A 25,624-nucleotide genomic window follows, 5' to 3' on the forward strand; every position below is an offset into this window, starting at 1 on the left:
ATGCCACCTGGCCTATCAGCATAGGTGGCCGGGCCGCGTTGCGACCCAACTTGCTTTGTCCCGTGAATGCGAAATTGTGCATGGCAACATTTAAAACACAAGTGGTTTCTGAAACGGAAAATGGGGCTGTTTCCCTTGCTGTCCAGCATTTGGCTGCTGGAAACCTGGTCGCGATCCCAACTGAAACCGTTTATGGTCTTGCAGCTGACGCTACGGAATATGCCGCAGTGCAGCAAATATACAAAGCCAAGGGGCGCCCCTCCTTCAATCCGCTGATCTGCCATGTGGCCGATGTGGCCATGGCAAAAAAAATTGTCACCGTGTCGGCACTGGCTTCAAGACTGATGGAAATCTACTGGCCCGGGCCGCTTACGCTGGTGTTGCCGGCCAGACCAGATTCGCCGATTGCGGCGCCAGTTTCTGCCGGGCTGGACACGCTCGCTGTGCGCTGCCCCAACAAGGGCATCACGCGGGAGATCATCAGGAAGCTCGAGAAGCCGATCGCGGCGCCCAGTGCCAACCCGTCCGGCAAGCTGTCACCTACCAGCGCGGCCGACGTGCTGGCGGGCCTTGACGGCAAGCTGCCGCTGATTATTGATGCCGGCGACGCGCCCGAAGGCATTGAGAGCACCATCATCGGTGTGAAGAATGACAAACTCTATCTGCTGCGCCCCGGCACCATCACCGCGGACGAAATCGCAGAGCGCCTCGGCCAGCCGGTGCTGGACCGCAATGAAGATGAAATCTCGGCCCCGGGCCAGCTTCTCAGTCACTATGCGCCGGAAGCCAGCGTGCGCCTGAACGCGACTGAGAAACGGGACGGCGAGCTGCTGATCGGCTTCGGCGACATCAAGGGCGATATCAGCCTCAGTGCCTCAGGTGATTTATCAGAAGCCGCCCATAACCTATTTAAAACTATAAGAAATGCTGATAAAACATCAACACGCATTGCCGTTGCCCCTGTCCCCAATGAAGGGATTGGTATCGCCATCAATGACCGCTTGAAGCGCGCTGCAGCGCCCCGGAAAGACGCATGACTGACCAGAAGCACATCGATGCGCTAGTCGCCCTCGCCGGCCCCAAGGGCGCGTCGACAGACGCAGGCGAGATTGCCCCGCACCTGAGGGAATGGCGCGACAAATTCAACGGCCAGACGCCCCTGATGCTGGCGCCCACTGATACGGCGACCGCAGCAAAACTAGTGCGCTATTGTAATGACCATAAGATCGCCATCGTGCCCCAGGGTGGCAACACCGGCCTGGTGGGCGGGGGCATCCCTGGACTTGAAGGCCGCGATGAAGTGCTTTTCAGCACCAAACGCATGCGCGGCAGCATCACGGTTGATCCCGATGACATGACCATCACGGCAGACGCAGGCTTTACGGTCGCGGAAATGCAGGCGGCTGCGGCCGACCATGACCTGCTGTTCCCGCTATCGCTGGCGTCAGAAGGCAGCTGCACGGCGGGCGGCGTGGTATCGACCAACGCGGGCGGTGTGCATGTGGTGCGCTACGGCACGACCCGGGCGCTGACACTGGGGCTTGAAGCGGTTCTGGCAGACGGCAGCATCCTGCACGACCTGTCGGCGCTGCGGAAAGACAACACAGGCTATGACCTGACCCAGTTGATGGTTGGCGCCGAGGGCACTTTGGGCGTCATCACCAAAGTCACTTTCAAGCTCGCGCCCGCGGAGAAGCAGCTGCACAGCTGCTGGCTGGCCGTGGGCAGCCCCCAGGATGCCCTCAGGTTGCTCAGGAGCGCGCGGGAAGCCACGGGCGACCGGGTATCGGCCTTTGAACTGATGCCGCGCTTCGGGCTGGAGCTGGTGCTGGCACATATCCCCGGCACCACCGATCCGCTTGAAGAAGCCCATCCGTGGTATGTGCTGACGGACATCGCATCAAGCAGCATGGACCCTGCCCTTGAAAGTCAGGTGAACGACTGGCTGGAACGGGAAATGACCGCCGGCACCATCAAGGACGGCGTTGTGGCCAGCACATTGGCACAGCGCGAAGCCCTGTGGCGCCTGCGCGAAACCATGTCGGAAGCGCAAAAGCATGAAGGCGGCAGCATCAAGCACGATATTTCCGTGCCGGTCTCGAAAGTACCGGCCTTCCTTGAAGAAGCGGGCGCGGCTGTTCAGGCTACCTGCCCCGGTGCACGCCTGACACCGTTCGGCCACCTGGGCGACGGCAACATCCATTTCAATGTCATGCAGCCGAAAGAGGCCGACAAGCAGACGTTCCTGGACGGCTGGGAAGCCATGAACGCCATGGTGCATGATATCGTGACCTGTTATGGCGGGTCGATCTCGGCTGAGCACGGCATTGGCACGCTCAAGCGCGCGGAACTGGCGCGCCTGAAGGACCCAGCCCAGCTGGCGGCCATGCGCGCCGTCAAGGCAGCACTTGACCCCAACAACATCCTGAACCCCGGCGCGCTGTTCGGCTGACATCTCTTGGTTTAAGGCGACTACTGGTTTCTGGGGTTGATGCCCTGCTTGCCCTCATAGAATGCCTGCAGCACTTTCAGGTCCGCTTCCATGTCACCTGTGGGGTAAAACAGGTCGCCAAAGCCAATTTCCTTGGTCGAGGCATCGAGGTAGGCCGGCAGGATCGGCACGCCCGCCTGAACGGCAATGCGGTAGAAGCCGGTTTTCCATTTGGTAACCTTGGACCGCGTGCCTTCCGGCGCCAGCCCCAGCACCAGGCGGTCGCGCTTGGCAAATTCTTCCACGGCCCTGTCGACTGCATCGGCCGCCGACTTGCCTTCCCGTCTCACCGGAATGCCGCCCAACCAGTAAAAGAACCAGCCAAGCGGCCCTTCAAACAGGGTGTGCTTGCCCAGGAAGCTGATATGCAGCTTCAAATAGCCCACAGCCGCCATGAATACGGGGAAATCCCAGTTGCTGGTGTGGGGGGCCGCGATCGCAACGAACTTGGCGTCACTTGGGAACCTACCAATCACGCGCCAACCAAACGCCTTCAGGAAAAGGCGGCCGGTATGATACAGCAGCGCGGAAAAGAAGCGGTTTTCGTAGATTACTCTGTTGGACACACGGGCCTCACAAACAAAAAAGGTTGCGCAGCATAGTCGGGCACCGCCCACACGCCAAGCTTTTCTATCGACCCCGGATTGTGCCCCAATAAAAAACGGGCGGACAGGACCAGGTCCCGTCCGCCTCGTAGTTCGTGCGGCATCCACCCTCAGGCAAAAGGCGAACGCGCCATACTCATTCGAGTAACCTTAGCAGATCTCAGGCAAAAATCTTTAAGGTGCTCTAACAATCGCAAGGGGTGTGCCAGAAATGAGACCCCTTATATTTCAATGGGATAGATATTTTCGTCCCAAATCAGGACACTGGACCATTTCGATATCGTGTATCAAAATGACACATGTGCCGTTTTGATACTATAACGCAGCAACTACCTTGTTGAACCGATCCTCGTCTTCGCCATCGACCCACAGATGGGGTGACAAGCGTAGCAAATCCCCGCGCAGGCTGACCGACACACCGGCGTCCTTGAGCGTCGCCTCAAGCGCAGGCCCCTTATCGCCGACACGCACGCCCAGGATATGCGCTGCCCTGCGCTCGGATGCGATTGGTTCCATGCCCCTGGCCGCAAGCACCGCTGCCATCCGCCCGGTGATGGCACCCAGGCTTTCATAGATATTCTCTACGCCCCAGCCCAACAGCTGGTTCAATCCTTCAAGAAAAATGGGGGCCAGAACATGATTGGCCCGCTCGCCCATATCGAACCGCCGGGCGCCAGGCTCAAATCCGTCGCGGTAATTCACCAAGTTGGCAAAATTCCGGCTGCCCTCGCGGGTAATCCACCCCGCTTCAATGGGCACGCCCCCGTGATGGCGCGGCGCCACATACATCAGGCTGATGCTATAGGGCCCCAAAAGCCATTTGTAGCCCGCAGCAACCATGAAATCCGGGTCGATGGCCGGTATGTCGATCGGCATGGCACCCAGCGACTGGCTCAGGTCCAGCACCAGCGCCGCGCCGACCCGCTTGCAGGCAACGGAAACAGCCACAAGGTCAACCACCGCGCCAGACGACCAATGCACATTGGCAACAGAAACGATATCGATGGCCTCGCCTTCGCGCTCCATAACCTCGAGTATAGCCGATGTCCAATCATCGTCTGACGGCTGCGGCACCGCCAACACCTCACCGCCGGCCGCCTTGGCGCTTTCCTGCCAGGGATAGACATTCGACGGGAATTCCTCGGCCATCACCAATACTTTGCCGCCCGCGGACACTGGCAGGTTCTTCGCGGCCGTGGAAATGCCGTAGCTGGCGGACGGCACAATGGCAACATCATCCGCTTTCGCCCTCATCAAGGCGGCACCTGCAGCGCACACATCGGCAGCGGTATTGAAAAAATCATCCGCGCCAATACGCCAGGGCTGGGAGGAAAGCTGAAGGGCCTGCTCTCCGGCAGTCACCTGCGCACGGCTGAGCGGCGTCATATAGGAAGCGTTGACGTAACAAACGTCGCGGGGAATATCGAAAAGGTCTCGCTGCGCTGGAAGGATCATTATTGGCTCCTGTTTTCAGCCACGGTAAGGGCTGGCCCACGAGGAACCAATAGAATTTTTCCAATATAAAGTTATAGAAAAGCTAATTGCCGCGGATCAGCCGGTCATAGGCGATCAGGAGCACGCCAATAACCGATTTGGAAAAGCCAGCGGCCTCGAGAAGACGCGCCATGACTTTCTTGTCACCCTTGCTGAGCCGTGCCTCCACAGCGTCATACGGGCGGTCCAGCAAAACAGCGATCGCCATGGTAAACAGCTTCACATTGGCATTCTGCAGGTAGCTGAGAAGCACGTCTGATGTCAGGCTGCCAACCTGGTCCAGTTGCTTCAGGTAATTTTCGACCTCGCTCAGCGGTGCCATTTCCAGCGTGCGTGAAAACACTTGGCGGTTCGCCATGGAGACCAGATAAGACGCATAGTCTGTCGCCAGGCCGAATTTGCTGGAGAGATATTCGCCGTATCGCTTTGAAATCTTGAAGATGATGCGCTCAACAACTGCGGCCGGCAGATCGGCCCGCTGGGCCAGCTTTTCCATCAACGACCGTTCTTCAGGGAAACGGTCAACAACCCGATTGCAGCTGCGCTCAGACAGTTCAACCGTGTCGTTCCCAACAAGCGATTCAACCGCGCTCTGGCACCCGACATCGCTGATGGCATAGCTGACAGCTTCAGACAGGCCTACACGCTGCGCAATGGCTTCCTGCGCGCCTTCGCTACAGCTGCGCACGATATCTTCCAACAGTGCATCATCCATGGCCTGTGAGGCCATCAGGAACGGCATGGATACCTGATCGATGTCCTGCGCCAGCTTGGCTACAAGGTCTTTGGGCAGAAAACTGCAGACTTTGAGCTCGCGTGACAGGGCCTCGCGCACAGAAACCGCAGCGTCTTCCATCAGAATTTGGGCCAGTTCAAGAGCGTCAGCCTTGTCGCCAGAACCGTTTTGCTTGGCCAGAATCTTGCCAACCTTGCGCGCGATCTCCACGCGGGCGGCCAGATCCACATGCCTCAATTCTTCGACATCATTGATATTAACGCTCATTCGATCCTACCCAAAACAGCTATCGGCCCCACACGCCCATTGAATGGCTGGCGCCCAGATACCCTTTTTGACGGCAAATTCCTAGTCAATTCTGACTTCCTTGAGACCCTTGGCAAATCTTGCTGCGTTATCTGTATATATTCGCTCAGACATCTTAATCATTTCTTGTTCTTCAGGCTTTAGCTTGCGCACAACCCTTGCTGGCGCACCCACAATCAGAACGCCCTCCGGGAACTCCTTACCCTCGGTAATCAGGCTGTTTGCGCCAACAATACTACCCGCCCCGATCTTGGCATGGTTCAAAATGGTGCTTCCCATGCCGATCAAGGTGTGATCGCCAATGGTGCAGCCGTGCAGCATGACCTTATGGCCAACAGTAACGCCCTTGCCCACAACGCACGGCGCGCCCAGATCCGCATGTAAAACAGAATTATCCTGGATGTTGCTGCCCTCGCCGATAGTGATCGGGTCATTGTCGCCCCGGATCGTGACACCAAACCAGACGCTGGCGTTGGCCTTGAGGATCACATTGCCGATCACAGCTGCATTGGGGGCAACCCAGACACTGTCGTCCGCGCATTCGGGCGCCACGCCATCAAGTTCATAAATCATGCACAAAATCTCTATTTGGGTTTTAAATCAGTCACATTCCAAGTATCACGCTAGCATAGAGGAAACAGATTGAAAGCCCAACATTGGATTGTGGCCGTCAACCCCGAACGAGTGCGAGATGGCAGACGAAGACGTGACGAAGGATCAAACGACCCAGCTTGAATGGCGTGGTAATGCGCCAGTCTCAAAAGCGTTTGACGATGTCTATTACTCGGCTGAGAACGGCTTGGAAGAAACCAATTTCGTATTCCTTTCCGGCATTGGCGCCCCTGACGTGTGGGCCGGCAAGGACCATTTCGTCGTTGCGGAAACCGGCTTCGGCACCGGGCTGAATTTTCTGGCCACCTGGAAGAAATGGGAAGAAAGCGAAACCGAAGGACGACTGACATTCATTTCGGTGGAAGGCTACCCGCTGTCTGAGGACGCGCTTGAAGAAGCGCACCAAACGTTCCCTGAAATCGAGCCCTATGCCGCGGACCTCAGGGCCGCCTGGCCACCGGCAGCCCCAGGTTTTCACGCCCGGTCGTTCGCGAACGGCAAAATCCGGCTGATCCTGATCTTCGGGCAGGCGGCGGAAGCGTTTGCCCGCCTGAACGCCAGCGTGGACGCCTGGTACCTGGACGGATTCGCGCCAGCCAAAAACCCGGACATGTGGTCGGACGCCCTGATGGACCAGATCGCGCGCCTGTCGCATGTAGGGACGCGCTTTGCCACCTTTACTGCAGCAGGGTTCGTCAAACGGGCCCTGAGGGACAGAGGTTTCCTTGTTGAGAAAACACCGGGCTATGGCCGCAAACGCGAACGTCTGGTTGGCGAAGCACAGGCCCCGCAGGACCTGGACCCGCAACCCACAACACGCCCTGAATGGGCGGACCTTGGCCAACCGAATGAGGGTTCGGTCGCTGTCGTCGGCGCAGGCATCGCCGGCGCCAGCGTGGCCGCAGCCTTGCAGGCGCGCGGGCGCCGGGTGACGCTGATCAGCACGCCGGAACGCCCATGCGCCAGCCGGGTGCCCGCAGCGATCCTGTCACCCCGTTTCATGCGGGAGCGCACGCCGGCGGCCGAGTTTTTCACCAGCGCCTATGCCTACAGCTGCGCCTTCCCGGCCTACCGGAAAGCCTGGGCCGAAGTGCCCGGCGTACACCAGCTTCCAAAGAATGCTGCAGACGCAGACAGGCTGGATGAAATCCGCACCGCCCTTCATTGGGGCAATGACTGGCTCAGCGCCGCCGATCAGGGGTTCCTCCTGCCGCGCGGCGGGTCGGTGGACGCCAGTCTGGCCCTTGAAGAGGTCTGCAGCAGTGTGCCGCAGACCCAGATGACCGTTGCCAAGATTGAGAAGGCTGGTCCGGTCTGGCGGCTGCTCGGCGAGGACGGCCAGGTGCTGACCGCAGACATTGTAGTGCTGGCGACCGGCATCGGTACATCCGACCTGCTGGCCACTGATGACTGCCCCGAGCTAAGGCCCAACCGTGGCCAGGTGGAGCTTGTCGGCGCTGACGCAGCCCCCACCCTGCCTTTAGAAAGCATCGCCTACGGCGGCTATGTGACGGCCGAAACGGCGGGCTTCCGCACCATTGGGTCCACCTTCGACCGGATGGAGGCGGTGTCCGACAGCGACCATGAGCCAAACAAGGATGACCGCTTGCGCATCCTGGCCATGCTGGACGAAATCGTCGGGGTAAAAATCGCGGAAGATGTGGTTGAGCGCTCGTGGGCAGGCGTGCGGGCCACCACGGCCGATCATCTGCCTTTTGTGGGGCCAGTTCCGAAAGGCGGTGAAGCCCGGGCACAATATGCCCCACTGGCCAAGGACGCCAAGCTGCGCGGCCTCGGCACGCCGCCGCTCCATGACGGGCTTTATATGCTCGCGGGCCTGGGGTCGAAGGGCTATCAGTACGGCCCCATATTGGGGGACTATCTGGCCGCCATGATCTGCGGTGACCCGCTGCCGCTGCCGGACAACCTGATCGCGCCCCTGCATCCGCTCCGTGACCTGGTGCGCACCCTCAAGCGCTCGAAAGCTTAGGTGCCCTCTGGACTGTCCTCTGGACTGTCCTCTGGCCTGTCGCCTTCATCCACCAATTGCTGCGCCAAGGCTTCAAGTCGGGCGATTTCATCCCGCTTGCGCTTCAGGAACGGTATGGTGAAAAAGGGAAACAGCAGGAAAAACAGAATGGTGCCTACCATCAGGTAATTCGCGACGGTCAATTCCGGGTGATCAATCGCCCCATATCGCTCGATCAACGACCAATAGATATAGATGAAGGTCAATAGGCCGAGGCCACAGCCCCAGTTGTTCACGACCATATAGCGGACAGAAGACCGGGCGCGCCTGATCTGCAGGTCGACAAGGGACTGGGCCGTGCCGTCCGCCTGCCCCCAGGCGCCCGCGCGAATGAAACAGGATGCCCAAAGGCCGAGGCCACACAGCAGAAGCATAGCAACAGACAGGGCCGTACCGCCCACTTTATCAGCCGCATCACCGGTCACCAGATGCCATCCGAACAACGCCATACCGCCCAGGCACAGGACCACCTCGATCGCGAAATTGATACGCATGCGCCACCAGACGAAGCGGGCGTGGCGGGCCATCTTGTCCATGTCGACTTCCGGGCTTTGCTGCCAGATGTCTGTCAGGTCATCCCAATCGGGCATGTTGCTGTTTTCCGTCATCGCCCTTCTTTCCCAACTGATGCTTGCATCAAATCTTTCAGGGCCGTCTTCGCCCTGCTGAAACGCACCATGGCGTTGTTTTCACTGATCCCCAGCGCGTCTGCGATCTCCCGGTGGGAGAAGCCTTCAAGCGCCAGCGTCGTTACCTGCTTAAGCGGCAACGGCAACGCCCGAACAGCAGAGAGAAGCGCTTCACGCTGCTGGGCTTTTGCCACGTCCTCCTCGGGGCCTGCCCGCTCGCTTGGCAGGGCGTCATCCAGCACGGTTTGGCGCGGGGCCTTCACCGCCCTCGCCACATGGCTGATGCACCGGTTCTGGGCGATCCGAGCGGCATAGGCCTTCAGGCTGCCGTCACCACGATACTTTCTCAGCGCCTGCCACAGCGCCAGCGAGACTTCCTGCATCAGCTCCTCCTGCAGCGACGGATCGGCCTCATATGACGCCACGATCCGCCCCAGCATGTTGCCGTGCTCCTGCAAGACTGCCTTGATATCCACGCGCTTGTCGCCCCGCCCCTACCGAATTTGCCCTATGCTTCAGACAGTATCTGTTCGCTGGAAAGCCGGCGGCTTGTCAACCACAAGCACACGGCGGTACCCAAAATGGCCGACAGGAAAGCCGAGCCAGTGACCGCCAGATCAGGCGTGCCGTCAAAGAAAATCCGTCCCAGGCTTTCGACATCCGCGAAGATCGGCAGATATTTGGTGACCGCCGGCAGTTTGTTTTCGCCGTACATCTTGGCGTAGCCCACAATCACCGGCGCCATCATCATCATGGACATATAGGTCTGGCCTTCCTTGAAGCTTTTGGCATGGATGCTGACCGCGAGCAGGACCGACGCCACAAACATGCTGAGCGCCGCCAGTTCCGCCACCGCAAGCGCGAATCCGCCCACCGTCAACTGCAGCTTGAACGGCAGCACATCCGCCGGCACGAATTGAAGCAGGATCAGGTCAACGGTGACCGCCAGCATGGTGCCGCCGAAACAGAAGCTGGCCACCATGGCCCATTTGCCCGCCACCAGATGGCCGGTGGAAATGGGCTGCGCCATCAAACACTGCAGGCTCTGGCGCTCGCGCTCACCCGCCAGCGCGTCAAGCGCCACACTCATGCCCATAACAAAAGGCGCCAGCATGAAGACCAGCATCAGGCTGTTACCCAGCATCTTGTTGATGAAGCTGGAAGGCGCAAGGTCTGACGTATTGACCATGATCGGCGCCATCAGCCCAAGCGGCACACCGCGTGTCACCAGCCGAATACCCGCCACATGCTGGCTGTAGGCATCAAGGGCCGCCCGCACTTCACCGCCCCTGTCCGCCTGCTGGCGCGAGGTCTCGTCCACATAAAGCTGGATCGGTACGCTTTCACCGCGGTGGAGCTTTTCGGCGAAATCGTCCGGCAGCACCACCATGGCATCCGCGCCATCCGGCAAGCTTTCAGGTTCCGCAAGCGACACCACTGGCGTAATTTCAAGCCCCTGTTTCTCCAGGAAAGCCACCATGCCCGGTGCCTGATCCCCGCCCGAAAGCGCGAGGGTCGACCTTGCTGTCTCTGCCCGGTCGTCAGCCATGAGGAAAAAGATGAAGGCCATCAGAAGCGGCACACCAAACGCATAGGACGCGATGGCCAGCACCGCGCGCTTGTCGCGCAGCATGTCTTTCATTTCCTTGCGGTAGACAATTTTTATCAAGCGGTTCATGCGGCGGCCCTCCCGTGCGCAGAAGTCAGCGCCACAAAGGCTTCTTCAAGGTTTGGCTGGCCCGCCTCGCGCACCAGGTCTGCAGGCGTGCCGTCAGCGCACACGACGCCGTCCGCGATCATCACCACATGGTCCGAGAGAATTTCCACCTCGGCCATCACGTGGGACGACAGCAGCACACAGTGCCCCGCAGCCTTCAGTTCCAACAGGATTTGCCGGAGCATCCGGATGCTCATGACATCGAGGCCGCGCGTGGGTTCATCCAGCACGATATTCTGCGGCTTATGGATGATGGCCCGCGCCAGGGCCACTTTCATGCGTTGGCCCTGGCTGAAGCCCTCCGTACGGCGCTCCAGGATATCTTCCGTATGCAGAAGGCTGATCACTTCATCCACGGCGCTTTTAAGCGCCGGCCCCTGCATGCCGTGAAGCTCCGCGTAATATTCCAGATGCTCGCGCGCCGTCAGCCGGGTATAGAGGCCAAACTGGTCCGGGAAAATGCCCAGCAGTTTCTGCGCCCCAAGAGGGTCTTCCTGGACACAAATGCCGTCCACCGTGACCTGGCCGTGGTCGGGCTTCAGGAGCGCGGCCACCGTCCGAAGTGTGGTCGATTTCCCCGACCCGTTCGCGCCGAGAAGCGTGGTGATGGTGCTGTCTTTCGCCGTGAAACTGACGTCCCTGACGGCCTGAATCTCACCAAAATTTTTCGCAATTTTATCAACAATAATCATAACTTACCCCCCTTACTTCACAGTACCATTGAGGCCAGTAACGACCGGCAGGCGCTTCAGGTGCCCAAGGCATGCCGTGTCCAACGCACCCGCATCAAGTGTGGTCACGAATTCATCCAACAGGTGCGGCATGCAGGCTGTGTTGCTGGTGATATGGCCATTGCCCGCGACCACGATATGGCGACCGTTCGGAAAGCCTTTCAGCCAATGCTCGCCCATCGAAGGCGGGGTCACGGGGTCCAGGTCCCCGCTGAGGATCAGCGCAGGCACATCGCTGGTGACAGGGTCATGGGCGTCTGGCGCACCAGGCAGCGCATCCCAAGCCTTGCAGCCTGCATTCCAATATTGATAGTAGCTATCCTTCGCGAAGCTGTCCTCGGCGGCGCGAGCGAGCGCATCCATATCCGTCCGCGGGACCTCTTCGCCGCACAGGATAGAAAGGGTGGCCCCCAGATACATGCTATCGGACACAGAGGCGCCGCCCGCATAAAGGGCGATCAGTGGCTCCAGGTCACCCTTCGCAGCGGCGTCCACCACAAATGGCAATAGCACAGTCGCGTCGGTCGAATACATGACAGAGCGGATGCTTTCCACCGCCATCACAAAGCTGATTTCAAGGTCAAGCGCGTCGCCTGTCATTGGGTCATTGCCGGTATAGCGCAAATCACCTGCGGCGGCCTTGTCGAGAAACGCTGCGACTTGCGCTTCAAAGTCCGGATAGCGGCTGGCGCAGGCTTCACTGTTGCGGCAGTCTTCGGCCAGCATATGCTTGGCGCGCTCTGCCGAGACTGGCGCGCTTTCAAACAGGGAAACGTCCGGCGGCGCGACACCATCGACGATGATGCTGCGCACATGCTCAGGATGACGCTTCAGATAGAGCCCGACCGTCCGGGTACCCCAGGAACCGCCCCACAGGTTCAGCTGGTCATAGCCAAGCGCCTGACGCACGGCCTCCATGTCACGCACCACATTTTCCATGGTGAAATGGCGCACATCAATGTCATTCTCTTTGCGGCAATCGGCGACGAAAGCCGTCCAGTCGTCCAGGCTGGACATCATCTCGCCCGGCTCAACCTCACAGCGCAAGCCGTGGGATTTGCCGGTGCCGCGCTGGTCCACCAGCACGATATCGCGCGATTGGCGGATTTCCCGAAATGCGGCGGACGCCAGAACACCATATTCACCGGCCGCCTGGCCCGGCCCGCCCGCAAACACCCAGATGGGGTCAGGTTCCGACCGGCTGCTTTTGGCCGGAATGACCGCCGCGTGCAGCGTGATCTGCTCGCCTTCCGGGCTGGCATAATCAAGCGGCACATCCATTTTAAGGCAGCGTACCCGCTCCCGCACACCTTTGATGAAGCAAGCTTCTGTCGGCTCCAGACCGCCCTGGCCTGCCGCATCATTATCCTGCTGGGCGCCTGCGGGCAGTATCGCCGCAAGCGCCAGCAGTCCTGCTGTCGTGATCTTGGAAAAAGTCTTCACCGAATTCGTCCCCCTGGTGATTGGCCTTATGTGTTTCTAACGCACTTGGCTTTTCAGTCCATAGGGGACGAAAAAACTTACAGGATTATTTTACCGTGGCACGTCACCCGGTGCGGCGCGCCACCGTATGGTTCTTCAGGACCTGGTCCTTCTGCCTGCCCGCCAGTTCGGCCAAATGGTCGAACTTATGCTCGAACGTGCCGACGCCTTGCGTGAGCGACCGAAGCTCAATGATCAGGTCCTGCATTTCGGACGCGGGCATCTTTGCGTCGATCTGATCCCACCCGGGCCAGCCGTCCCGGCCGTCAAAGCCCATGATCTGCCCCCGTCGGGAACTGATCATGCCGTTGATCTTGGCCATATAGCTTGTGGGCGCCATCACGCGGACATGCTCAATGGGCTCCAGGAGCACAGGATCGCACTCGGGCATCGCGTCAGCCATGGCCATGCGGCCCGCTGTCTTGAACGCCATGTCAGAACTGTCCACGCTGTGATGCTGACCGTCCTGCAACGTCACCTCCACGTCAACCACGGGGAAACCAAGCGGCCCTTGGCGCAAATATTCCTTCACGCCGGCCTCGACGCTGGGGATATATTGCTTGGGCACCGCACCGCCCGTGACCTTTTCCTGGAATTCAAAGCCTGCCCCCAGGCTACGGGGCCGCACTTCGATCACCACATCGCCAAACTGGCCATGCCCGCCTGACTGCTTCTTGTAGCGGGTGTGCTGAACCTTGTTGCGGCGGATGGTTTCCTTATAGGCCACGTGTGGGTCTGCGAACCGAACCTCAACACCATATTTGTCATTCAGGCGTATCATCGCGGCCCGCATGTGGATTTCGCCCTGCCCCCAAAGGAGAAGCTCGCCTGTATCTTCATTATGCTCCACCTCATAAGACGGGTCTTCTTCCACAAGCTTGGTCAGCGCCTCAGACAGCTTCGCTTCATTTTTGCGGTCGCTGACCTCGATGGCGCGGGCATAAACCGGCTGAAGCTTTTCAGGCATCGGAGCGTCCTTGCCACCAAGCGTTTCGCCGGTATTGACCCCATCCAGCCGCGGGACCGCCACGAGGTCCCCCACATCGGCCATGGTGGCTTTCTTGAGATCAGTCCCAGCTATCCTGAACAGGCCGCTGATCTTGTTGCCATCAACATGCAGCCCTTCAGTGACAGAGCCCTTGAGCACACGCGCGAAAGACAGTTTGCCCATATGGGACAGATGCCGTGTCTTCAGAATATAGGCGGCTATTTCCTTGGTTTTCTTGGGCATCATGCGCTTGGACGCCAGCTCAAAGCCGGGCATTTCATGCCGCAGCGCCTTCATCAAGCGCTTCAGGCCGTATGCTTGTGTCGCGCAGCCCATCAGCACCGGCATGATGCGCCCCTCTTTGAGGTCATCGGCCAGGTCGGCGAACACCTCGTCGCTCGGCGGGTCTACCTCCTCCAGCAGTTCTTCCATCAGGTCGTCATGGAAATCCGCGAGCGTCTCCAGCATATGGAAGCGGTCTTCGGCAATCTGCTCCAGAATGCTCTCGGCGCCGTCCTTGATTTCCCTGCTGCCGTCCATGCCGTAGTTGTAGGCCCGCTTGGACGCCAGATCGACGAAACCGGTGATGTCATTGCCGTCACGGATGGGTACGTGCCTCAGCACTGCCGGCAAGGCACTGACTTCATCGAGCGCCGCAGCGATTTCGCGGATATGCACATCCGAATGGTCAATCTTGTTGATGAACATCAGATGCGGAATGCCTTCCGCTTCCAGCTCATGGAGCAAGGGGCTTAAGGCGAATATTTTCGCAGGCTCCGGTTCAGCCACCACCACGGCGACATCTGCCGCATGCAGGGCATTCCTTGTTTCCTGCATAAATTCGATGGAGCCGGGGCAATCCAGAAAAATATACCGGTCATCCAGATAATGGACAGAGGCAATATTGGTATCGACCCCCATGGAAAGCGCTTTGGCCTCCACACTGTCGTCACCAAAAACCCGCTCGCCATTTGCCCGGCGGCGGGTTGTTTCTGTCAAAAAAAGAATATTTTCAAGAAGTGTGGTCTTACCGCTTGAATAGGGGCCCACGAGCGCAACCACCCGCGGGCCGTGTAGAGTGCCTTTGGCCATCTGTTCCTCCGTCCCAAACGTGTTTACCGCCGGGTGAAACCGAATGTTCCACCAGCGACCGAGGCACAGGCATGTTGTTCTTCGTAAGCGGACAAAAAGCCTACCAGAGGCGACGGCGCACCGCAAAAAAACTGGAGCTGCCGCAACGACGGTTCACAACCCCTTGTGCATACTCCACAATTTATTAGGTCAGATGCCCTGCCCTTTGACGCCCCCACGACAAATCCAGTTGCCGAGTCGGACCTTCAAGCGTGAAACCGCTTGACCATCGGAAGCTGACTTATCATGTATGTGTAGGCTTTTTCCCTGCGGAATGTTCAGGAGTGAGACGGGACCATGACGAACCAAACGGTTGAAATTGTTGAAGTTGGCGCGCGTGACGGCCTGCAGAACGAAAAAGTCATGTTCTCGACCGACCAGAAGGTGGCGCTGATCACCCGCGCGATGGACGCCGGACTGAAGCGTCTTGAAGTGGCAAGCTTCGTTCACCCCAAACTGGTCCCGCAGATGGCCGACGCCGAAGCGGTCATTGCTGACCTGCCGGATATCAAAGGCGTTGAATATGTCGGCCTGGTGCTGAACAAGCGCGGCCTCCTGCGCGCGCTGGCGACCCGTGAGGGTAACAAGCGCGGCGTGGATGAAGTGGGCTGTGTGGCCACCGCCTCCAACACCTTTGGTGAAAAGAACCAGGGCCAGTCACGGGAGGAGTCTGTGGCTGTCAGCAAGGACATCATCCGATTGGCGAACAAGGAAGGCCTCAAGGCACAGGTCACCATTTCAACCGCCTGGGGCTGCCCGTTCGAGGGCGAGGTACCCCCTTCTGTGGTGGTGGATATGGCCAAGGAACTGGCCGACGCCGGCCCGCGTGAGATCGCGATTGCCGATACCATCGGTGTGGCGGCGCCCATCCGGGTGCGCGAGATATTCGAAGCCGTCAGGGATGCCCTCCCGGGCATGCCGCTCCGCGCCCATTTCCACAATACCCGCAACACCGGCATCGCCAATGCCTGGGCGGCGTATGAAGCTGGCGTGCGCATTCTGGATAGTTCGGTCGCGGGCCTGGGCGGTTGCCCGTTCGCGCCGCGCGCCACTGGCAACATCGGCACCGAAGACCTCCTTTACCTGCTCGACCGCTCAGGCATCACATCAGGCGTGGACCTGGATAAGGTGATCGCCCTCTCGGCCTGGGTTCAAGAGGTACTGGGCCGCCCGGTGCCCTCCATGGTGGCGCACGCGGGCGGTTTCCCTAAAGGTCAGTCCTAATAGTTCAGGCCTGACGCCCTAGAGCGCGATATAGATCCACAAGGCCATCAGCGGCACGTTGCTCAGGAAAAATATCTTGAAGCGCGTAGGCACATCATTGCCGGTCACATGCACCAATGTGTGGATGACCCTGAGCGCCACATAGGCCCAGGCCAGACTCAGGCTGATGGCATCAACCTTGTCCAGCATTCCGGCGGCCACACACGCGGGGTAAAACAGCATTGGCATTTCGAACAGGTTGGCAAAGTTACGCTGTACTGCCTGCACGCTCGGGGGCTCCGGGCTTTCACCGCGAAAAGTTTTAAAGAAGGCCGGATTCTTGGTTTCACCAGATTTCACGGCCGCAAAGCGCCGCTTAGCCAACAAAGTGACGACGCTGAAAGTCAGCGCCGCCATGCCCAGCATTGGGTAGAAAATTGCCTTGTCCACCGATGGTCCCCCTTGGTGGTCTGCCAGGCCTCTATTTGGCCGCAGCAAACAGTTTCGGTTGCTCCTCCTGAAGCCGCGCCAGCGCCCGCTGTGCGATGTCACTTTTCGGCTTCAGCCGTACAGCCTTGGCATAGTCCTGATGCGCATCGGCATATTCGCCTTTGGCTTTCAGAACATTGCCCCGGTTCACATAAGCGCGCCAGAAATGGCGATCTTCAGCGATAGCCCGGCTACAGGCTTCTTCGGCACTATCCAGCTTGCCAAGCGCATAGTCAACGGCGCACAGGTTATTCAGAAGCGGTACAAGGCGTTCCTTGCCCAAGTTGGTCTCCGCCGCCCGGTGGAAATATTTGGAAGCGGTTTTCAGGTCACCCTGCATCAGGGCATCTGTGCCGCGCTCGATATTGCGGTCAGGACCGGCGTAAAAGGTTTGCGCATTCGCTGCTGCGGAAAAACTTGCTACCGCCAGCACCGCGCCGGCCACCAGTGATTTACGTGTCGTCCACATGTCTTGTCTCCTCGTCGCATGTCGTGACGCGGGCAAATGGGGTTCAGGGAGGGTTGCCCGTGTCATAGGGCCTATATGTGAATTTCATTTTTGGATGTAATTGACAATTTATGCAGATTAGCTATTCATAATTGAATTGTTCTAGATTTCTGTGGAGGCTTCCCATGCTGGATTGGGATGATCTGAAATACTTCCTGGCCATGGCCGAACAAGGCAGCCTGTCTGCCGCAGCCCGCAAGCTTAATGTCAGCCAGCCGACCCTGTCGCGCCGCCTGACCGCGCTTGAGGAAAATGTTGGGGCCGAGATTTTCTCCCGCACCCGTACGGGGCTTGAGATGACCGCCCTTGGCGAGCAGATGATGAACCACGCCCGCCACATGCAGGATGACGTGCACGCCATCGAACGCCTGATCACCGGCCACGACAGTAGCCTGCAGGGGTCAGTTGTAATCAGCTGCACCGAAGCCATCGGCTCCCTGTGGCTTGTGGACAAACTGATCGGTTTCCGCAAACAGTATCCCGGCATCACAGTGGATGTGAAGGTGGACAATGCGGTGTCTGACCTCCTCAGGCGTGAGGCCGATATCGCCCTTAGGATGTTCCGCCCAGTACAGAATGACCTGATCTGCAAACGCACGGTCTCAATGGCTTACGGCTATTATGCCCATAAGGATTATCTGGCTGAGCACGGCATGCCCAAAACCATGTCCGACATGAAGAAATATGACTTCATCCTGCCGCACGACGAAATTCTCGCCTACACCTCGACCGAGCACCGCAAGAGCATCGGCGCGCCGAAGGGCGCCGCTTTCCGGTCCAACAACCTTGTGGCGCTGTCTGCCGCGGTGAAGGCTGGCTATGGCATCGGCGCCTATTCATGCCTGGCCGCCGCCAACGACCCTGACCTTGTGCGCCTGTTTGACGATTATGTGGTCTTCAGCTCAGATATCTGGCTGGTGAGCCACACGGAACTCAGGCGCAGCGCGCGCATCCGCGCCATGTATGATTATCTTGGGGACCTGCTGCAGGACAATGCGGCTGCTTTCGCGGGCGCTGCTTGAGGGCCATAGGCCGCATCAGCCACCCAAGGCAGTTGAACGGCACGGCAACATGACCTAAAGATCATTCCAGACAAGATTTATGTGTGCCATTTCTGCGTACCTCAGGGGGAAAAGACATGATGCTGAACAAACTCTATGCCCGGCGGGACCGTGTCGCGAAAATGCGCCGTACGGTGGATGTTGGCTGGGTCATGAAAGCCCCCAAGGCTGGTGTTGTCTGGTATGAGCCCGAGCCCTTCCGCCAGAATGTACCGGAATCGCCCGACGCGAAATCTGTACAGAAATGCCCCGGTGCGATCGATTTCGACAGCCGTCATTTCGTGGTCAAATGCCCCTATGACCTGCATCTGCGCCTGACGCGCTCACCGGACGGGAAACCACAGCTCTTGAACGTCCAGGGCGCCAATTCGGCGATCCGCTCGAGCGTCATGAGCCAGATCATGCTGATGCACCCGCAAAGCGAATGGCGCCACCCCGACAGGCCGCTGTTGCAGTTCGTAACGCCCTATGTGTTCATCTCTGACGAACCGGTGTGGATCAACCAGCTGCCACCTTATCTGGATTACCTGAAAACACCGCGCCCCGGCCTGATGATTTCCGGGCGCTTTCCGATCCATATCTGGCCGCGCCCCTTCATGTGGGCGTTCGAATGGCATGACACCACGCAGGACCTGATCCTCAGGCGCGGCGAGCCCTGGTTCTATGTCCGGTTCGAAACGCAGGACCCAACCCAGAACGTCCGGATTTTTGAGGCCGAGCGCACCAAGGAACTTGAGGACTATATGCAGTCGGTGCTGGATGTATCCAACTATACCAACCGCACATACAGCCTGTTCCGCCAGGCGGAAAACCGCCGCCCAGAGCGCTTGTTGGTGAAGAAAAGCTGAGGCCTTAGCTAGCGCAGCCGGTATCGGGCCAACACTTCGTTGCCCCGGCCCATGTAGGTGACTTCATCAAAACAGCCACCCGCCATGGTGACACCCCGACCATGCTTTTTGGTGTGGCCACCTTCCACGCCTGTGAAAGCCTGATGATCAAACCCTTCACCAGGGTCTGTGATGCGGAAAAGAATATCAGTGTCCGTACGGCGAAATTCCACTGTGACATACCGGTCTGCATAAGCGGGCAATGACCGCCGGTATTTGATTTCCTCCGACAGCCGACCTTTTTCGATCAGCCGACCTTTTTCGCCGTGACCAATGTTGAGGCAGCCGTGCTCCACAGCATTGACGAACAATTCAGTCAACCCAAGCGCAACCGGAACCGGTTCCGCGCACGCCCCCGCGAGCATGGTGGCCAAATTCTTGGCCTCTTCCCGCGTCCTGAAGCGGTAGCTGGCGAGGTCCACATCACCAATTTCTGCCGTCCGCCGCCCAACAGCATCTGCGGCTGACAGGCGCAGCAGATAGTCGTCCGCCTCTGCGTGGACAGCGGCCCACAGGGCATCCGCCCCCTTACCCAGGCTGACAATGCGGCTGACATTCAGGTCAAACTGCAGTTGCTTCAATCCAGGCTCACGGTCAATATCCGCCCATAGCACAATCGGGCCGCCTGCCTTGATGAAGGCGTCGCCCAACGTCGAACAGATTTCCGCAGGCCCTTCCCGGCGAGCCGTTTCTGCGTCTGTGACAAACCCAACCACAGGCAAATCGCCGTGCACCTCGTTTGCAAGACTGGCGGTATCGGCCACGCGCAGGCACTCAAACTCTACCGGCTGGCTGACACCCACGACTTCAGCAAGCGTGCTGTTGTCAGGCGTCATAACCAAAACCCGCCCCTTGACCCCACCCGTGACAGCATCGTCTGAAATCGCACTGTGCTGATCACGGTGAATGGCCAGAGCTGTCAGGTCATCGGGCAGTTCGCCGGGCAACTTGGCGTAGAATGATTTCAGCAACCGGTCCAATAGTGTTTCGCGTTTACCTGCCTTTGCTTTGCTTTCAACTTCCGCAACGAAGCCGTCTTCACCCAAAAAGGCACCATCCGGCCCCGCAGCTTCCAGAAGCACGTCCGAATAACAGATGAGCGTTTCGCCGGCGCGCAGGCAAGCCGTCTTGTTTTCATATCCCGGACGGCTGAGAATACCCACCGGCGTGCCCGCACTGTCCAGCAGGCGCACCTTGCCCTCCGTGTTCACAATCATCGGCCTTGGCGCGCCGGCTCCGGCATAAACAATATCGCCGGTCCGGTGATTGATCACCGCATAAAACATGGTCACAAAGTGCCCCAGCGGGAATGTGGGCTTGAGCGCACCATTCAGGCACGTCAGGAAGCTTGCCGGGTCGTCACGGTACATCTCGAACCGGGTCATGGTCGCATGCAGGCGGAAGGTATTCAGCGCAGCCCCTACCCCGTGGCCTGACACATCCAGTATGAAAACGCCAAACTCGTCGTCAGAGAGCGCCCAACCGCCCCACAGGTCGCCGCCCAGTTCAAACGAGGCCTTATAGTGGGTTTCAAACGCCATACCCGAGATATGTTCAAGCGCGTCGAGGGACTCTTTGTCGGGCAGAAGGGAATGCTGCATGTCCCGCGCCATGGAAAGCTCGGACTGCATACGGGTCTGGAAATCGCTCAGGTTCTTGATCAGGAACTTGTTTTCAAGGTGCATACACACCCGGGCCAGCAGTTCCGGTTGGTTGATGGGCTTGGAGACAAAATCTGTCGCGCCACTGCTGAAAACCTTCACGCGCTCTTCCGCGGTTTCCGAGGCTGACTGCACAAGAATGGGCATTCCAGCCGTTTTCGGGTCAGCCTGCAATATCCGGCAAACCTCATAGCCGGTAACCCTTGGCATATTCAGGTCAAGGATCAACAGGTCAGGCGGCGTTTCCTTAATGAAATCAAGCGCATCCTGGCCATCTGCAGCATAAAAGAGTTCGGTAAATCCCGCTTGCTCGAGGCAGCGCCCAATGATCTGGCGCATGATCGCCATATCATCCACGATAAGGATGGTGGCACCCCGAACTTCGGCTGCGAGTTCCTCGACCCGGCCGGGTATGCCCGTATTCTCGACGCTGTTCACCGTTGCAGCCGTTTCTTGGCAGCCAGACGCTGCATCAAGACTGCAGCAGGTCAGAAAGCTTGGTCAGCTTCAACATGCTTGCCACGTGCCCCTGCGCGCCGGAAACAGACAGCTTCCATCCCGCCGTATCGGCCTGCTCTTTGGCAATGAGAAACATGCCGAGGCCTGCAGAATCAACCATATCAACGGCTGACAGGTCAAACACACAGGACGTGATATCGCGGTCTGCCAGGTCTTTCAGCAACTGCCGGAACGCAACATTTTCGGAAAATGTGATGTCGCCCGTGAAGGTCGCTGTGATTGCACCATCCTCTGAATCCTTGATGCGGTATTCCATAAAAATCCCCCTTCGGCCCAAAAAGCCTGAAATGACGGGGTAGACAACCAAGGCTTGACCCAGGCCACCTGCCCATTGGAAATAACACCCAACCCACAGATGGTATTATGCTTCAAAACTTTAATAATTCAATAAGATAGGCGGTCAATCACAACAAGCGTACAACGCCGGCGTGCCATCCAACCCTCAGGGATTTGGGCTCATACCCGCCGATGCTTGAAATCCCGGATGATTTCCGCCGCCGCATTGTGCCCCGGCACACCGGTTACACCGCCACCCGGATGCGCACCCGAACCACACAGGTAAAGCCCATCAACCGGCATGCGGTGGTCTGCATGTCCAAGCACGGGCCTGGATGCGAACAGTTGGTTCGGTGTCAGCTGGCCATGGAAGATATCACCGTCAATCAAGCCGAACTTTCGCTCCAGGTCCAGTGGCGAGTGAATTTGGCGCGCGATAACGGCCTTCTTGAAATTGGGCGCATACTTGGTGACGGTATCAATGATCAGGTCAGCCACCTCTTCCCTGTGGTCGTCCCAGCTCTTGCCGTCCGGCAAATGAGGAGCGAACTGCTGACAGAACAGGCTGGCCACATGCTGGCCCTCTGGCGCCAGTGTATCATCCAGCGTGCTGGGGATCAGCATCTCGACTATGGGTTCTTTGGACCAACCCTGAAGCTGCGCATCCAGATAAGCGCGGTCCAGATAGTCCATGCCCGGGCCGATCACGATGCCGGCGCTATGATGGGGCGCCTGCCCTTTGGCTGGCAAGCAGGTAAATTGCGGCAGTTCCGACAGCGCCACATTCATGCGGAAGGTGCCTGACCCACTTTTCAGGTGCTTGATACGCTTGCCGAAATCTTCCGGCACCAATTCAGGGTCCACCAGCTTACCAAAAAGCAGCTTCGGCGCCACGTTGGCCGCCACCGCGCGCGCCTTGATAATGGTGCCGTCCTCCAGCGCCACACCGCAGACCTTGCCTTTTTCCGTGATGACTTCCGCGACCGGGCTTTCAACCCGAATTTCGGCACCGGCCTCAAGCGCTGACTTGGCGATGGCTTCACTAATTGCGCCCATGCCGCCAATAGCGTGCCCCCACACACCCTTCTTGCCGTTCACTTCACCAAAACAATGGTGCAGCAACACATAGGCCGTCCCCAGCGCATTGGGGCTGGTGTAGGCGCCAACAATCCCGTCAAAGGCGAAGGCCGCCTTGATCATGTCATTTTCGAAATAGCGGTCCAGCATATCGGCGCAGCTTTGTGTTGCCATGTCCAAGAGCAGGCGCTGTGCCTCGATCGGCTGGCGTATGGCGCTCAGGCCCAGCTTGGCGGCCTTCATAATGTCACGCAGTCCGCCGCCCGCATTTGGCGGCGCCTGCAGCAGAAGCTGTCTCAGCTCGTCGGCCACCATGGTGATATCGGCGCTGTAGCGGTCCAGCGCCTCGGCATCATGTTTGGAAAAGCGGGCGAATTCTGTCTTCTGCTCCTCGCTGTCATAGGAAAAAGCCAAGTGATCGCCATTTTTCATCGGGAAGATGTTGGCCAACTTCCGCTCCACGAGCTTAAGACCATGGCGGTGCAATTCCAGGTCGGCAATCACCTTGGGGTTCAAGAGGCTGACGGTATAGGACGCAGAGCTGTTGCGAAAACCCGGGTGAAACTCTTCTGTCACCGCGGCGCCGCCGAGCATGTCACGGCGTTCAAGCACTACCACCTTGAGGCCCTTTTTGGCCAGATAGGCTGCACAGGTCAGGCCGTTATGGCCACCGCCGACAATTGCCACGTCATACATAGATTCACTCCCTCAAAAAAGTCCCCACAGGTTGGGTACGACAGTCCTTGCGTGCGGGCAATGGCATTTTTGCAGGTGCGGCTTTCCGATTGCCAAATCTACCCTTCACAGTCGCGCCCCTTTTCGCTACAAGCGGATTAAGTTTCTTTGTCAATTAAGGTTTCAGCCAATGAAGACCGTCTTTGTTATGATCAAATGTGAACTGGGTCGCACCTATGATGTTGCGGCTCATTTGGCGGATGAAATTCCTGAGGTTCGCAGTGTCTATTCCACATCCGGCAACTATGATCTTCTGGCCCAGTTCCAGCTGGGTACGGACCAGGAGATCGGCCGCTTCATCACGCAGCAGGTGCAAACCACGCCAGGCGTCAAGGACACCTACACGATCATCGGCCTGAATGCCTTCACTGAAGACAATATGGGCGCCGGACCAGACCCTATCTGAGCCAATCCCCATCTGACTTTCTGCTGATGTTCAGCAAAAAAAGGGGCGCCCCGAGGGTGCCCCTTTTCTATTCTGCTATCCCTTATTTACAGCCGTGCACGCAGGCCCCGCTGATAAAGGTGTTGATCACCGTGATATCGCTGATCGTCTCCGGGACAATCTTGTAGGGGTCGGCGTCCAGGATGATGAAATCTGCTTCCTTGCCCACTTCAATAGACCCACGGATATCGTCCTGCCCCATCAGGTAGGCGCCGTTAATGGTCAGCGCACGGATCATATCATCAACACTCAGCGCCTCCTCGGGAATCCAGCGCTGGTCTTCAGCATTCAAAGGGTCCTTGCGCAGAACCGCTACTTCAATGGAATGAAACGGATTGCTTGTGGATACCGGCCAGTCGCTGCCCCAGACAATGCGGGCATCCGCCTCGACAAAGCTTTTCGCCGGGTAAAGGCTGTCGCGCAGCTCTTCCTGCAGGAACGGTTCTGTTAGCTCAGAGATGTAAGCATCCCGGAAGTGCCACAGCGTTTGAAGGTTTGCCGTCACACCCAGGGGCGCGAAACGCGCGATGTCTGATGGCTGCACGATTTCCAGATGGGAAATATGGTGGCGACGGTCCCGCTCACCATTTGTTTGAATGGCAGCCTCAAAGGCGTCAAGACCGACGCGAGCGGCCCGGTCCCCAAGGGCATGCATATGCACCTGGAAGTCCTTGGCTTCAAGCTGGGCAGTATAAGCATTCAAAGCCTCTTCGCTCAGATTGATTTCGCCCGCGTGCTCCGGCCCCATCGGGGCGTTGACATAAGGCTCCAGAAGCGCCGCTGTATGGTTTTCCGGCACACCGTCGACAAAAATCTTCACAGCTTCTGCATCCAGGCGCCCGGCACTCCGGGCCCGGTACTGCGCACGGCGCGCCACCAAACGGTCAACAGTCTCTGCAACATTGTCCAAAGTCACCTCAGAGGTCACCATTTCGTTTGCCGCCAGCAGCGACACGCGCACCCGTTGTGGCAGGTCTGCGCGTTCCGATGCCGCCAGATAGGCCTGCTCGTTCACATCCGACATGATGGCCGCATCAATGGTTGCGGTAATGCCGTGACCGGCCTGATAGGCCATACCCGCTTCAAGATTCTTGATCACATCTTCAACCGCTGGCGCCGGGAATACGTGAGCCACAAGGCCTTGCGCGCTTTCCCTCAGGGTACCCGTCGGGTTGCCATCAGCGTCGCGCTCAAGTCGGCCATTCACAGGGTCTTCCGTGTCTTTGGTAACGCCAGCAAGTTCAAGCGCCTTGCTGTTCACCCAACCATTGTGACCATCCGCCGCCACAAGGAAAACAGGCCTGTCCGGAACAACAGCATCCAGCAGTTCTTTTGATGGGTTGGCGTCGGGGAACAGGTTCAGCTCCCACCCACCGCCGGTGATGGCCCCCAGTTCGGGGTGCGCTTCAGCATAGGCCTTCACCGCAGCCAGGACTTCATCCGCCGAGGTCATACCCTGGAGCCCGAGCCCCAGCAGTGTTCCCCCGCCGTCGGGTAAGTGGGCGTGGCTGTCGGTAAATCCAGGAAAGACGGCCTCGCCCTGCAGTTCGATCAGCTTGGTCGCATCACCCCTGTAGGCAGCAGCGTCCGCATCTGACCCGACATAAATAATCTTCCCGTCTCTGACAGCCATGGCTTCGGCGACGCTTTTTTGTCCGTCAATTGTGTAGATGGTTCCCCCGGTCAACAGCAGGTCAGCCGGCGCAGGCGCCTTGCCTGCCTGTTCCCCACAGGCTGCAGCGAGCAGAAGCGCGCCAAGCGGCAAAAATCTATTCATCCTCTTTCCCCTTGATAATGTGATCACATTTAGGC

The 25,624-nt window shown here is 58.6% G+C and carries 23 protein-coding genes; 7 read left to right on the plus strand and 16 right to left on the minus strand.

Going from position 1 to position 25,624, the window contains the following annotated elements; all coding sequences use genetic code 11:
* The first annotated feature begins 80 nt into the window (after positions 1-80).
* Together KORLAC_RS11925 and KORLAC_RS11930 are read left to right on the plus strand one after the other, a co-directional pair.
* On the plus strand, positions 81-1,037 hold the full coding sequence (locus KORLAC_RS11925) for an L-threonylcarbamoyladenylate synthase (RefSeq protein ID WP_068306855.1): 957 nt from the start codon (positions 81-83) through the stop codon (positions 1,035-1,037).
* Positions 1,034-2,452 carry an FAD-binding oxidoreductase gene (locus KORLAC_RS11930; RefSeq protein WP_068306859.1) on the plus strand — a complete coding sequence of 473 codons (1,419 nt, stop codon included), beginning with the start codon at positions 1,034-1,036 and terminating at the stop codon, positions 2,450-2,452. The genes KORLAC_RS11925 and KORLAC_RS11930 overlap by 4 nt, the downstream gene beginning before the upstream one ends.
* A 20-nt stretch (positions 2,453-2,472) precedes the next feature.
* Here the strand turns inward: KORLAC_RS11930 and KORLAC_RS11935 are convergent, their stop codons facing one another.
* The 4 genes from KORLAC_RS11935 to KORLAC_RS11950 all read right to left on the minus strand — a co-directional run bounded on the left by KORLAC_RS11935 (position 2,473) and on the right by KORLAC_RS11950 (position 6,205).
* Entirely contained in the window at positions 2,473-3,057 is a 585-nt protein-coding gene (locus KORLAC_RS11935; protein WP_206594938.1) for a lysophospholipid acyltransferase family protein, read from the minus strand.
* 354 nt (positions 3,058-3,411) lie between these two features.
* Positions 3,412-4,551, minus strand: a complete 1,140-nt coding sequence (locus KORLAC_RS11940; protein WP_068306862.1) for an aminotransferase class V-fold PLP-dependent enzyme — start codon at positions 4,549-4,551, stop codon at positions 3,412-3,414.
* 82 nt (positions 4,552-4,633) lie between these two features.
* On the minus strand, positions 4,634-5,593 hold the full coding sequence (locus KORLAC_RS11945; protein WP_068306864.1) for a DUF2336 domain-containing protein: 960 nt from the start codon (positions 5,591-5,593) through the stop codon (positions 4,634-4,636).
* Between the two features lie 81 nt (positions 5,594-5,674).
* Positions 5,675-6,205 carry a gamma carbonic anhydrase family protein gene (locus tag KORLAC_RS11950; protein ID WP_068306865.1) on the minus strand — a complete coding sequence of 177 codons (531 nt, stop codon included), beginning with the start codon at positions 6,203-6,205 and terminating at the stop codon, positions 5,675-5,677.
* Between the two features lie 118 nt (positions 6,206-6,323).
* Here KORLAC_RS11950 and mnmC point away from each other — a divergent pair, with 118 nt between their 5' ends.
* A complete protein-coding gene (gene mnmC / locus KORLAC_RS11955; protein ID WP_068306867.1) occupies positions 6,324-8,234 on the plus strand; it encodes a bifunctional tRNA (5-methylaminomethyl-2-thiouridine)(34)-methyltransferase MnmC2/FAD-dependent 5-carboxymethylaminomethyl-2-thiouridine(34) oxidoreductase MnmC1 in 1,911 nt (636 codons plus the stop codon).
* Here the strand turns inward: mnmC and KORLAC_RS11960 are convergent.
* The 6 genes from KORLAC_RS11960 to KORLAC_RS11985 all read right to left on the minus strand — a co-directional run bounded on the left by KORLAC_RS11960 (position 8,231) and on the right by KORLAC_RS11985 (position 14,912).
* Entirely contained in the window at positions 8,231-8,881 is a 651-nt protein-coding gene (locus KORLAC_RS11960) for a hypothetical protein (RefSeq protein WP_068306869.1), read from the minus strand. The two genes, mnmC and KORLAC_RS11960, sit on opposite strands and share 4 nt — an antisense overlap.
* Positions 8,878-9,378, minus strand: a complete 501-nt coding sequence (locus KORLAC_RS11965; RefSeq protein WP_074519459.1) for an RNA polymerase sigma factor — start codon at positions 9,376-9,378, stop codon at positions 8,878-8,880. The genes KORLAC_RS11960 and KORLAC_RS11965 overlap by 4 nt, the downstream gene beginning before the upstream one ends.
* A 32-nt stretch (positions 9,379-9,410) precedes the next feature.
* Positions 9,411-10,580, minus strand: a complete 1,170-nt coding sequence (locus KORLAC_RS11970; RefSeq protein ID WP_068306871.1) for an ABC transporter permease — start codon at positions 10,578-10,580, stop codon at positions 9,411-9,413.
* On the minus strand, positions 10,577-11,311 hold the full coding sequence (locus KORLAC_RS11975; RefSeq protein ID WP_068306873.1) for an ABC transporter ATP-binding protein: 735 nt from the start codon (positions 11,309-11,311) through the stop codon (positions 10,577-10,579). Before KORLAC_RS11975 ends, KORLAC_RS11970 begins: the two co-directional genes overlap by 4 nt.
* 12 nt (positions 11,312-11,323) lie before the next feature.
* The gene (locus tag KORLAC_RS11980; protein ID WP_068306875.1) at positions 11,324-12,793 is read right to left on the minus strand and encodes an alpha/beta fold hydrolase; all 1,470 of its coding nucleotides are present in this window, start codon (positions 12,791-12,793) and stop codon (positions 11,324-11,326) included.
* Between the two features lie 103 nt (positions 12,794-12,896).
* On the minus strand, positions 12,897-14,912 hold the full coding sequence (locus tag KORLAC_RS11985; protein ID WP_068306877.1) for an elongation factor G: 2,016 nt from the start codon (positions 14,910-14,912) through the stop codon (positions 12,897-12,899).
* A gap of 336 nt (positions 14,913-15,248) precedes the next feature.
* On the opposite strand from KORLAC_RS11985, the gene KORLAC_RS11990 reads away from it, so the two are divergent.
* Positions 15,249-16,175, plus strand: coding sequence for a hydroxymethylglutaryl-CoA lyase (locus tag KORLAC_RS11990; protein WP_068306878.1), 927 nt, complete (start codon positions 15,249-15,251; stop codon positions 16,173-16,175).
* An 18-nt stretch (positions 16,176-16,193) separates the two neighbouring features.
* Here KORLAC_RS11990 and KORLAC_RS11995 read toward each other — a convergent pair whose 3' ends face one another.
* Together KORLAC_RS11995 and KORLAC_RS12000 are read right to left on the minus strand one after the other, a co-directional pair.
* Positions 16,194-16,604, minus strand: coding sequence for an MAPEG family protein (locus KORLAC_RS11995; RefSeq protein WP_082714643.1), 411 nt, complete (start codon positions 16,602-16,604; stop codon positions 16,194-16,196).
* Positions 16,605-16,635: 31 nt separating this feature from the next.
* The gene (locus tag KORLAC_RS12000; RefSeq protein ID WP_068306880.1) at positions 16,636-17,112 is read right to left on the minus strand and encodes a tetratricopeptide repeat protein; all 477 of its coding nucleotides are present in this window, start codon (positions 17,110-17,112) and stop codon (positions 16,636-16,638) included.
* A 164-nt stretch (positions 17,113-17,276) separates the two neighbouring features.
* Between KORLAC_RS12000 and KORLAC_RS12005 the strand changes: the two genes are divergently transcribed.
* Positions 17,277-18,173: a LysR family transcriptional regulator gene (locus tag KORLAC_RS12005; protein WP_068306882.1), complete on the plus strand. Its 897-nt coding sequence runs from the start codon at positions 17,277-17,279 to the stop codon at positions 18,171-18,173.
* 116 nt (positions 18,174-18,289) lie between these two features.
* Positions 18,290-19,060 carry a hypothetical protein gene (locus tag KORLAC_RS12010; RefSeq protein ID WP_206594940.1) on the plus strand — a complete coding sequence of 257 codons (771 nt, stop codon included), beginning with the start codon at positions 18,290-18,292 and terminating at the stop codon, positions 19,058-19,060.
* Positions 19,061-19,068: 8 nt separating this feature from the next.
* Here KORLAC_RS12010 and KORLAC_RS12015 read toward each other — a convergent pair whose 3' ends face one another.
* From KORLAC_RS12015 to KORLAC_RS12025, 3 genes are all read right to left on the minus strand, one after another.
* Complete coding sequence (locus KORLAC_RS12015) at positions 19,069-21,198, minus strand: ATP-binding SpoIIE family protein phosphatase (protein WP_068306884.1); 2,130 nt, start codon at positions 21,196-21,198, stop codon at positions 19,069-19,071.
* Positions 21,199-21,232: 34 nt separating this feature from the next.
* Positions 21,233-21,535, minus strand: coding sequence for an STAS domain-containing protein (locus tag KORLAC_RS12020; RefSeq protein WP_068306886.1), 303 nt, complete (start codon positions 21,533-21,535; stop codon positions 21,233-21,235).
* A 200-nt stretch (positions 21,536-21,735) separates the two neighbouring features.
* Positions 21,736-23,328, minus strand: a complete 1,593-nt coding sequence (locus KORLAC_RS12025; RefSeq protein ID WP_068306889.1) for a phytoene desaturase family protein — start codon at positions 23,326-23,328, stop codon at positions 21,736-21,738.
* 169 nt (positions 23,329-23,497) lie between these two features.
* Between KORLAC_RS12025 and KORLAC_RS12030 the strand changes: the two genes are divergently transcribed.
* Positions 23,498-23,773 carry an Lrp/AsnC ligand binding domain-containing protein gene (locus KORLAC_RS12030; RefSeq protein ID WP_068306891.1) on the plus strand — a complete coding sequence of 92 codons (276 nt, stop codon included), beginning with the start codon at positions 23,498-23,500 and terminating at the stop codon, positions 23,771-23,773.
* Positions 23,774-23,855: 82 nt separating this feature from the next.
* Here KORLAC_RS12030 and KORLAC_RS12035 read toward each other — a convergent pair whose 3' ends face one another.
* Positions 23,856-25,589, minus strand: coding sequence for an amidohydrolase (locus KORLAC_RS12035; protein WP_068306893.1), 1,734 nt, complete (start codon positions 25,587-25,589; stop codon positions 23,856-23,858).
* Between the last annotated feature and the right edge of the window lie 35 nt (positions 25,590-25,624).

Source organism: Kordiimonas lacus, from assembly GCF_001550055.1.
In the GTDB taxonomy this organism is placed as follows: Bacteria; Pseudomonadota; Alphaproteobacteria; order Sphingomonadales; family Kordiimonadaceae; genus Kordiimonas; species Kordiimonas lacus.

What these genes read in the sequence shown, in the direction of transcription:
- KORLAC_RS12000 (WP_068306880.1), bottom strand. Translation starts at nt 17,112, where the DNA reads ATGTGGACGACACGTAAATCACTGGTGGCCGGCGCGGTGCTGGCGGTA.
- KORLAC_RS12030 (WP_068306891.1), top strand. Translation starts at nt 23,498, where the DNA reads ATGAAGACCGTCTTTGTTATGATCAAATGTGAACTGGGTCGCACCTAT.
- KORLAC_RS11975 (WP_068306873.1), bottom strand. Translation starts at nt 11,311, where the DNA reads ATGATTATTGTTGATAAAATTGCGAAAAATTTTGGTGAGATTCAGGCC.
- mnmC (WP_068306867.1), top strand. Translation starts at nt 6,324, where the DNA reads ATGGCAGACGAAGACGTGACGAAGGATCAAACGACCCAGCTTGAATGG.
- KORLAC_RS11940 (WP_068306862.1), bottom strand. Translation starts at nt 4,551, where the DNA reads ATGATCCTTCCAGCGCAGCGAGACCTTTTCGATATTCCCCGCGACGTT.
- KORLAC_RS11985 (WP_068306877.1), bottom strand. Translation starts at nt 14,912, where the DNA reads ATGGCCAAAGGCACTCTACACGGCCCGCGGGTGGTTGCGCTCGTGGGC.
- KORLAC_RS12025 (WP_068306889.1), bottom strand. Translation starts at nt 23,328, where the DNA reads ATGTATGACGTGGCAATTGTCGGCGGTGGCCATAACGGCCTGACCTGT.
- KORLAC_RS12035 (WP_068306893.1), bottom strand. Translation starts at nt 25,589, where the DNA reads ATGAATAGATTTTTGCCGCTTGGCGCGCTTCTGCTCGCTGCAGCCTGT.
- KORLAC_RS11950 (WP_068306865.1), bottom strand. Translation starts at nt 6,205, where the DNA reads ATGATTTATGAACTTGATGGCGTGGCGCCCGAATGCGCGGACGACAGT.
- KORLAC_RS11945 (WP_068306864.1), bottom strand. Translation starts at nt 5,593, where the DNA reads ATGAGCGTTAATATCAATGATGTCGAAGAATTGAGGCATGTGGATCTG.
- KORLAC_RS12005 (WP_068306882.1), top strand. Translation starts at nt 17,277, where the DNA reads ATGCTGGATTGGGATGATCTGAAATACTTCCTGGCCATGGCCGAACAA.
- KORLAC_RS12020 (WP_068306886.1), bottom strand. Translation starts at nt 21,535, where the DNA reads ATGGAATACCGCATCAAGGATTCAGAGGATGGTGCAATCACAGCGACC.
- KORLAC_RS11970 (WP_068306871.1), bottom strand. Translation starts at nt 10,580, where the DNA reads ATGAACCGCTTGATAAAAATTGTCTACCGCAAGGAAATGAAAGACATG.
- KORLAC_RS11925 (WP_068306855.1), top strand. Translation starts at nt 81, where the DNA reads ATGGCAACATTTAAAACACAAGTGGTTTCTGAAACGGAAAATGGGGCT.
- KORLAC_RS12010 (WP_206594940.1), top strand. Translation starts at nt 18,290, where the DNA reads ATGATGCTGAACAAACTCTATGCCCGGCGGGACCGTGTCGCGAAAATG.
- KORLAC_RS11960 (WP_068306869.1), bottom strand. Translation starts at nt 8,881, where the DNA reads ATGACGGAAAACAGCAACATGCCCGATTGGGATGACCTGACAGACATC.
- KORLAC_RS11930 (WP_068306859.1), top strand. Translation starts at nt 1,034, where the DNA reads ATGACTGACCAGAAGCACATCGATGCGCTAGTCGCCCTCGCCGGCCCC.
- KORLAC_RS11990 (WP_068306878.1), top strand. Translation starts at nt 15,249, where the DNA reads ATGACGAACCAAACGGTTGAAATTGTTGAAGTTGGCGCGCGTGACGGC.